We start from the raw sequence: 8458 nt of genomic DNA on the forward strand, positions 1-8458 counted from the left end.
ATCGCGAGTGCCTGCCTCCGATTAGTCGATACCCCTTGAAAATGGTCAGACTTTCCTGTACGATAAAGACAAGCTTATGAAAGGAGGGAAAAAAGAATGGTTGATCAATCAACCCCGTTATGTGATATTGCTAAAGCGCTTTATACCATCAATAGACATGCCAAAACGGCCCCCGAACCACAGCATTTGTATTATATTAAAAAGGAAGCCATCAAACGGCTCTTACAGGAAAAACAAGCCGTAAAAGTAGGCCTTCACTTTTCGAACCATCCGAAGTACAGCAGTCAACATTCAACATTATTGGTTAAAGTCGATGATTACTATTTTCATATACCCCCTGCAAAAGAAGACTTCCAACAGCTAAAACATCTTGGCGCACTCGATCAGGACTTTCGTAATCCACGAACAAAAATGTCACTTTCACATGCCAAAAAGATTATCTATCGCTATATTGACTGGAAGCCCAAAAACGTCACATCGGCCAACCGCAGGAAACGGTATTCTTCCTCTTACTATACCAAATCATCACTTGGACAAATGGAATGGCCCAATCGAAAAGCACACCGACATTTTTGATAAACAAAACAGATTATCTGGACAAGCAAGGATTATCTTACTCTGATGACGCTCCTTTCTACTGCGGGCAACATGGGAAAAACCATTTTCCTTAAAAAATGTTTGAATCTCTTATTTAAAAGGAATGGTTACATAAGGAGGCGTTATCATGCGAACTGAATTAAGGAATTTCCTATATGAGCTTGGAAATTACGCTGACAAAACGCACATTCTGAAGGATCATTATGAAAAATTAACCGATGAAGAAAAAACATTGGTTATGGACCTTGCTCCTGCAGATCAATTATCCCCGGAAACACAGGACAAACTTGCATTTGAATGGTTATCCGCAGTGCAGAAAAAATTAAGTGTACAAGAAAAAACACCTTAGACGAAAAGGAGGGAGTGTATGATTATCCGATCACACACTCCTTTTTTTGACCTTATTGCGAATAGCCCCACCGAGCCGGACTATAAATAAAATACAGCCAAAAACAGCCAGGCTTTGAAACCCTATTTTGAGTAAATTAGCAAAGACACCGTTCATTTGTTGGATGCTAAATAGCAGTATGCCAATCATTACAAGCAAACTGGCAATCAGGTAACTCAATACTTTGGTCGAATTGATGGCAACAAACCAATGGACAATTGGCTGGACAATATAATAGCTGACAAACATTCCGCACAATATAATAATAAAATACAATTGGTCTTCTGTTAGTCCAAGTGATAATAATTGGTTTAAATGAATCCATTTCATTCCAATCAACATAAACAGCTCCCCCCTATCCAAAAAACAATTCCGATAGCTTTTCTCAACAGTTTTGACGAATTGAAGTTGTAATATACCATATGTTATGTAAACATACAGACTATTTGTTATAGTTTAGAATGCATTGGTTTATTTGGGAGGAGCTGGTTTATCCGAACTCAAAACTAATTCATAAGGAGATCAAGGCCGTTTTTCCAATTAATCAATTATGAAAGTTTTTCCCATGTATTTTCCCTCATCCATATGAAAATACTAAGCAAAACATGATACCGGGGGGAATTCCGTGGAAGAGAAAAGGAAGTTGGATCTGTTATCCATTGCGTCGGTTCCATTAGTAATGACATTGGGAAACTCCATGTTAATTCCGTTATTGCCAGTAATGGAAGACAAGTTGAAGATTTCCTCACTGCAATCAAGTCTTATTATTACAGTTTATTCCGTTATTGCCATTATCCTGATCCCGATAACCGGCTATCTGTCTGATCGCTATGGTCGGAAAAAAGTAATCATTCCCAGCCTTATTCTTACTGCAATCGGTGGGCTCATAGCAGGACTTGCAGCCATGTTATTTGATCAATCCTACTACTGGATTTTACTTGGCCGGTTCATTCAGGGAATAGGGTCATCAGGGGCTTTTCCTGTTGTATTGCCATTGGTTGGCGATATGTTTAAGGATGATCAGCAAGTTAGTTCCAGTTTGGGACTCATCGAAACCTCGAATACGGTTGGTAAAGTTTTAAGTCCGATCCTTGGTGCCTTATTAGGGATGATTACCTGGTATGTACCACTGCTAGCCATTCCTGTATTCAGCGCCGTTTCATTAGTGCTTGTGTTCTTTTTATTAAAAGCACCGGATAAACAAGAGGAGCCGATGCCATTTGGTGAATTTCTCCAGAATGTTAAACGCATTTTATTGGAAAAAGGACGTTGGCTGTTTGCTGTTTTTGCCATTGGCTGTATTTTGATGTATGTATTGTTTGGCGTATTATTTTATTTATCTACCTTGCTGGAAGACGATTATCATATCACTGGCGTTATCAAAGGACTGATTCTTGCTGTTCCATTACTGGCGCTATCAATTGCTTCGTTTATTACTGGAAAGAAGATTGGTGAAAACAAACCATTGATGAAATGGCTATCGTTTTCTGGATGCTTATTATTATCTGTTTCTGTATTTGTCATTAGTTTCTCGGAACATGCAGATCTGCTAATTATTGGTTTGGTGTTTAGCGGCATCGGGATTGGACTTGCCCTCCCCTGTCTGGATGCCTTTATTACAAGTGGGATTGAAAAACAACAGCGGGGAACGATCAGCTCGATCTATAGCAGTATGCGCTTTATTGGTGTGGCAGTGGGCCCTCCGCTATTTGCCATGATCATCAAACTGTCCCACCAAGTACTTTTTCTTTCCACAGCAGGTATTTGCGTTGTCGCATCGATACTTGCTTTGCTATCCATTCGACCGGCAAACCAACAGCAAAAAGTAAAATAATTCAGGTTTAAGTAACAAAAAACAGGTGTGACGAAGAGGTCACACCTGTTTTTTTATTTTATACAGGAAAAAAAGGCTTTGTGTTGTTGTAGTAGTTAGAAACGACTACATCCAATAGTGAAGCACACACTTACTTCTTTTCCGGCATATATTATCATGCGTTTTTTTGTTTTGCCAAAACCAATTGCGCTTGTTTCTTTTCCAACCGTAGCTCAATTTGGTCCAATCTTTTTTCATCTTGTAATAGTTCTTGTTTGTTCTGACTGACTAGTTGTTCAAAATTCTGTGTTTTCGGTCTCATTTTTGTACACTCCTAACTTTTCGTTACTATCATTATAACATTTTCAGTTCGAAATTGTTTGAACTTTTTGTTACAATTTTAGTATTGCATACTCCGTCCTAATGGGTAAAAAATTTAATTCCCCCACATATTCATTACCGCCACGAAGTTCGTTTATTTGAATTTAAAAATCATAAGGAAATGGTTGCCTGAAGATGTTGTTGCATGGGTGAAGATTACATGAGGCTGTCATAAGTTTTATGATTTCATCTTACAACATAAATGGAAATACAAATTTGTTAAGGTTCTTTCTTGCAAGTAGAGAAATGATAGAAACAGGTACATAGTTATTCGGGAGCTCAATGTTTACGGCAGCTTTTTTCGTTAATACGTTACTTTCTCCCTTTGTTTCATTTTCTCATAAAGATTTAACAATTGATCTAATTCTTGACTGATCGTTATTGCTTCAATACTTGTAAGTCCTTTATGCATTGCTACCCTGGTCATTTCTTTTCGTAACAATTCAATATCTTTAAGTATTTTGTTCATATTATTCACTGGTAAGTGCCTCCTTCGTGGATTTGACCAACCATTCCACTTTAGCATAGTAATACAAATATTGACAAGTTTTTAGCAAATTATAATTATATCAAAGTCATTTGTCAAAAAATACGTGCTTCATGTATGATTTATTGCAGTATCCGGGCAGATTTTGACGATGTTTCGAGTCCTGCTTGTCCCAGATTAAGATACTTGGCCTTATTTCTCGTTACGTGGGTAATGTTTATGTTAACATATAAATGTGTGTTCAAAAAGCGGAAAAAAAGACCAACGAGTGATGTGCAACAAAGAAAGGATGTTTCCATTGAAAGAACCAAAAAAGAAAAAGGAATGGGCTGAATGGGTAAAAGCCATTTTTATTGCTATTATACTTGCTTTTTTACTACGAACCTTTGTCTTTGCTACTTCTATTGTAGAAGGTGAAAGCATGGTTCCCACACTGGAGGATGGCGAGCGCGTTATTTTCAGTAAAATTGGTTACCTTTTCGGCGAACCTGAACGTGGAGATATCGTCATTATAAAACGTCCTAATAAAAATTATGTCAAAAGAATTATTGCACTTCCTGATGAAACAATAGAGATGCGTGAACACCAGTTATATATTAATGGAAAAAAATTAAACAAAACATTTGTAAGTCAGGATGCCATTAATCATACTGGCAACTTCGGACCCATTAAAGTCCCGGACAACAGTTATTTCGTAATGGGTGACAATCGCGCTATAAGTATGGACAGTAGAAATGGATTGGGATTCATCAAAAGGGATACGATTATAGGCAAATCGGAATTTGTCATTTATCCATTTGATGAATGGAAAAAAACGAGGTAACCTTACCAAACGACATGGTGAAGATGCATAACCAATAGTTCACTTGAAAAGGATGATCAGAACTTGATGAGATCATCCTTTTTTTGCAATTCTGTTTAAGAAGATGTTCAAGTGCTCTTTTTAGAAAAGGAACTCCTTGCACTACTCATTGTCAAAAAGGCAGTAGCCGATATTAAGTAGCACAATTAAAAAACAGATTATCCCAAATATTGTCTCCCACATACAACGTACCCCCTCTATGTATTTAATCCCTGGACCTATTCGTAATGGTTGTTCTAATGAACCTGTCTTCCATATTAGAATACCAATTTTTCCATAAGAAATAAAGTGAAACTTCAGTGGACTGACCTTTCTCCCGCCTTCATGCTGCTGCCTCCCATGTGAGAGTTGCGATTAGCCTTTGCATATTTCTTTTTTGATTTGCGGTTGGCACTTTATTACCTTCCCTCGTTTTCCCTTAAATTATGAGCGCAGGGACTTACTACCGGTTAAAACGGTTTGAAAACAATTTCTCTATTGCGTTTTTAAGATCTAATGAAAACGTCTATACACTTTTTCCGGGGACACATATAGTATAACTGTAAAGATTCAGGAGGTGAATTACCATGTTTGGATATGGTGGCGGCTGCGGCTGTGGCTGTGGTGGTTACGGCTACGGTGGTGGTGCCGGTTATGGCGGTGGCTGTGGTTTTGCGCTAATTGTAGTTCTGTTCATCCTTCTAATTATTGTAGGAACTGCCTTCTACTGCTAGTTAAACAATTTCGCTTGTGCTGATGTTTTTAGCACAAGCATTTTGTTATTAGGGGAAGCTGAATTCATTCACTTCCCCTCCATTCTTCATACAACGATCAGAAACCGCTTGTAATTGGCGCAAAAAACGCCTACACGCATTTAATCCCACGTATACACACGAAGCAAAACAGTATTTACGAAGACCTATGATCATACCTCAATTTCTTTTCGCCTGCTTGATGACGGAATCTTAAGCTCTTCCCGATATTTCGCCACGGTTCTGCGGGAAATGGTAATTCCTTTTTTCGTTTTAAAATAATCGGCAATTTTTTGATCGGAATATGGCTTTTGCTTATTTTCTTTTCCAACCAAATCTTTTAGTAACAGTTTTACAGTTGCCTGTGAGGCGGAATCACCGTTATCAGCCGTAAGCCCGGAAGCAAATAAACGGCGAACATCATACGCCCCTTGAGGTGTCTGAATGACCTTATTCATCGTCGCACGCGAAACAGTTGATTCGTGCATGTCAATTTCCTCGGCAACATCTTTCAATGTCAACGGTTTTAATGCAGAAAATCCATGAAGCAAAAAATCATGCTGCCGTCTGATAATCACATCAACAATTTTTAAGATTGTTGAGCGGCGTTGTTCCAGACTGTTCACCAGCCATTGATAGCTTTTATACTTATTTTGCATATAACTTGCAGCTTCATTTTTGCTTGTCAGAAATTCGGCATATTGTGGATTCAAGCGAATATGTGGCAAATAACCATCATTTAAATAAACCGAAAATCCATCACCTTTTTGTTCAACCACAATATCCGGATGCAAATAATCCGCCTGGGAATTATTAATCCGTGCACATGGTTTTGGATCAAATTGTTGAATAATATCGCTCATTTGCTTCACATCTGCCAAAGAGATATTTAAATACTTGGCGATATCCTGCCATTTTTTGTTTGCCAAGTCATCCAAATACTCGGAAATCAGGCATTCCAAAACGGGCTGATCAGGATAATAATATCTGGCCTGCAAAAGTAGACATTCTTGTAAGTTTCTTGCACCAACACCAATTGGTTCCAACTGTTGCAGCAATTCTACGCCTTTATCGATAACGGTTTCACTTACAGAAATATCTTCTGCAATCTCCGCTGTATTTAAAGGCAAGTAACCATTCTCATCCAAATTTAATATCAGATAATGCAACAGGTCGCGTTCAGACTCTGTCACATCAAGCCATTGTACTTGCTCAAGCAATTGTTCACGCATGCCTTGTTCTTGTTCCGGAATAAAATCAAATGGGTTATGATCGTTATTATTGTTTACGCTGCGATACGATTTTTCAGGATATGGGTTGTCCGGAACTTTTTCCTCCAATTCAATTAAAGGGTTTTCCATCTGCTGATCCTGGATGAACTGATACAACTCATACGTGGAATATTGCAAAAGCTGTATTGCTTGCCGTAATTCAGTTGTCATCACAAGATTCAACGATTGTTTTTGTTGAAGAACAAGCTCCATCCTACTTCACTTCCTTTGTTATAGCTTTCCTCAAATCTGAATCCGCTTACATAACCATTATATTATGTTTGAACGAAATTATCGCCAATAAAATGAATTGCTTTATTATCTTCATTTTAACATATTTTAATGTAATTGTGACAAAATTATTTATGGAAACAAAATAGCAGTCTTCTATACGAATAGACAGACCGCTATTTTTATAGGACTGCAAACAAAACGAGATTGATTATTTAATTGATTCTACGGAAGACAAAGTAGTCTCGCTAGTTTCTTTGTTTATTTGATGACGGAACCAAGGTCCTTTTCCCATAAACAAAAGCGGGATATATATCATTCCTGCAGTTGCGGCAACCCACATCCAAGCGCTCCAACCATATCCAGCTACGATAATTGGTGCCAGTAATGTTACAGTAAAACCAACAACTCTTACCGCAAACCCCCATAGCCCCCACGCAGAAGCTTGTAAAGATGCTTTGATGTCTTCAGCATTTTCTGAGAACAAAGCCATCCAAGGTCCATAAGCGATTCCTATAAGTCCTCCTAAAAGAGAGGTATAAATCATTAACTGTCCTTCTGGAATTGATGATCCAAAAAGCGTCGCAAAGTATACCATATAAACAACCGCTGCAATAGCCCCCACTAAAGATACAATTTTACGGAGCATTAGCCGATCGGAAATCCAACCAGCGATTAGTAATGTAAACAGGTTAAAAAGCCAAAAATACTTTGCAACGGCTGCTGCCTGTGAATTACTTAGATCAAAACCTTGTTCTAACATGGTGGCACCATAGGCTTGAATGGTTAGATATGTTGTCAAAAACAGGGAAATTCCAATACCTAATGCTAAAATATGTGGAACCGACAGCATTCCTCCCTTTTTCTGTTCTTCTGGTTCCTTTTTTTCCTTGATCTTTTTATTTATTTCCTTTGCATCTTCATTCCCCGTAATGATCTGCTCACGTAATTGCGGTGACAAATCTGAGATAAAAAACATAATAAAAATTGCCGAGGCAAGAGCAATCGACCCTTGAATGTAAAATTGGGATTCCCATGTACCAAAAATAGGAAGTGTCCAACCCGCTAATCCATTGGCAAAAAAATTGGAACCAACAGGACCAAATGTCCATAATGCATAAGCCACAGCACGCCCCATCCGTGGTGAAAAATCGCGAACCAACCCTGCCGTTGTACTAATTGATGCACCTTCTACAACGCCTAAAATAATTCGAACTAAAAGCAGCCCCAAAACCGACTGAACGAATACCATACTAAAGACAACTATTCCCGTCAAAATCAAACTCGGCACAAGGAATCTGACTCGGCCGTATCGATCAGCTAATGGTCCAAATATTAAGGCAGATGCACCGGCAAATACTACAGAAACTGCTGCAATCAATCCATAGGTTGTCAGACTCATATCAAGATCTTCCATAAGCATCGGGATGACTGGGGAAATTTGCGCCTCATACGCCGCAATAAAATTGGCGAGAATCACGATAAACAAAAACCAAGCTCTCTTTTTTCCTATGGGGTAAGTGGTAAGCTCACGTTCATAAAATAATTTTCTAGCCATTGGTTTACCTCACTTTGTTCTATTTTTTTACTAACTGAGTGAATTTCATAATTCCTAGCCCTTGTGCCCCAACGAATTTGAGACATAAAAAAGGAAGTACCTCCCCAAATCTTGTATAATGGTAGTTGAACCGACAACC

The 8458-nt window shown here is 38.4% G+C and carries 10 protein-coding genes; 5 read left to right on the forward strand and 5 right to left on the reverse strand.

What is annotated here, in order from left to right; all coding sequences use genetic code 11:
* Positions 1–96 precede the first annotated feature (96 nt).
* Together ABRT01_RS15100 and ABRT01_RS15105 are read left to right on the forward strand one after the other, a co-directional pair.
* On the forward strand, positions 97–576 hold the full coding sequence (locus ABRT01_RS15100; protein ID WP_269409416.1) for a YkyB family protein: 480 nt from the start codon (positions 97–99) through the stop codon (positions 574–576).
* A 148-nt stretch (positions 577–724) separates the two neighbouring features.
* Positions 725–946 carry a hypothetical protein gene (locus ABRT01_RS15105; protein ID WP_269409417.1) on the forward strand — a complete coding sequence of 74 codons (222 nt, stop codon included), beginning with the start codon at positions 725–727 and terminating at the stop codon, positions 944–946.
* Between the two features lie 30 nt (positions 947–976).
* Here ABRT01_RS15105 and ABRT01_RS15110 read toward each other — a convergent pair whose 3' ends face one another.
* Positions 977–1327: a hypothetical protein gene (locus ABRT01_RS15110; protein ID WP_269409418.1), complete on the reverse strand. Its 351-nt coding sequence runs from the start codon at positions 1325–1327 to the stop codon at positions 977–979.
* A 283-nt stretch (positions 1328–1610) separates the two neighbouring features.
* On the opposite strand from ABRT01_RS15110, the gene bcbE reads away from it, so the two are divergent.
* Positions 1611–2819, forward strand: coding sequence for a bacillibactin exporter BcbE (gene bcbE / locus ABRT01_RS15115; RefSeq protein ID WP_269409419.1), 1209 nt, complete (start codon positions 1611–1613; stop codon positions 2817–2819).
* Positions 2820–2973: 154 nt separating this feature from the next.
* Here bcbE and ABRT01_RS15120 read toward each other — a convergent pair whose 3' ends face one another.
* Both ABRT01_RS15120 and ABRT01_RS15125 read right to left on the reverse strand, forming a co-directional pair.
* A complete protein-coding gene (locus ABRT01_RS15120; RefSeq protein ID WP_269409420.1) occupies positions 2974–3120 on the reverse strand; it encodes an FbpB family small basic protein in 147 nt (48 codons plus the stop codon).
* 363 nt (positions 3121–3483) lie between these two features.
* Positions 3484–3648, reverse strand: coding sequence for an aspartyl-phosphate phosphatase Spo0E family protein (locus ABRT01_RS15125; RefSeq protein WP_269412559.1), 165 nt, complete (start codon positions 3646–3648; stop codon positions 3484–3486).
* A gap of 316 nt (positions 3649–3964) precedes the next feature.
* Here ABRT01_RS15125 and lepB point away from each other — a divergent pair, with 316 nt between their 5' ends.
* Together lepB and ABRT01_RS15135 are read left to right on the forward strand one after the other, a co-directional pair.
* On the forward strand, positions 3965–4489 hold the full coding sequence (gene lepB / locus ABRT01_RS15130) for a signal peptidase I (protein ID WP_439649394.1): 525 nt from the start codon (positions 3965–3967) through the stop codon (positions 4487–4489).
* Between the two features lie 605 nt (positions 4490–5094).
* Positions 5095–5241 carry a YjcZ family sporulation protein gene (locus ABRT01_RS15135; RefSeq protein ID WP_269409421.1) on the forward strand — a complete coding sequence of 49 codons (147 nt, stop codon included), beginning with the start codon at positions 5095–5097 and terminating at the stop codon, positions 5239–5241.
* Between the two features lie 191 nt (positions 5242–5432).
* Here the strand turns inward: ABRT01_RS15135 and rpoN are convergent, their stop codons facing one another.
* On the reverse strand, positions 5433–6743 hold the full coding sequence (rpoN, locus tag ABRT01_RS15140; RefSeq protein WP_269409422.1) for an RNA polymerase factor sigma-54: 1311 nt from the start codon (positions 6741–6743) through the stop codon (positions 5433–5435).
* Positions 6744–6972: 229 nt separating this feature from the next.
* Positions 6973–8319 carry an MFS transporter gene (locus tag ABRT01_RS15145; protein ID WP_269409423.1) on the reverse strand — a complete coding sequence of 449 codons (1347 nt, stop codon included), beginning with the start codon at positions 8317–8319 and terminating at the stop codon, positions 6973–6975.
* Positions 8320–8458 lie beyond the last annotated feature (139 nt).

Source organism: Lentibacillus sp. L22 (assembly GCF_040812445.1).
In the GTDB taxonomy this organism is placed as follows: domain Bacteria; phylum Bacillota; class Bacilli; order Bacillales; family Amphibacillaceae; genus Lentibacillus_C; species Lentibacillus_C daqui.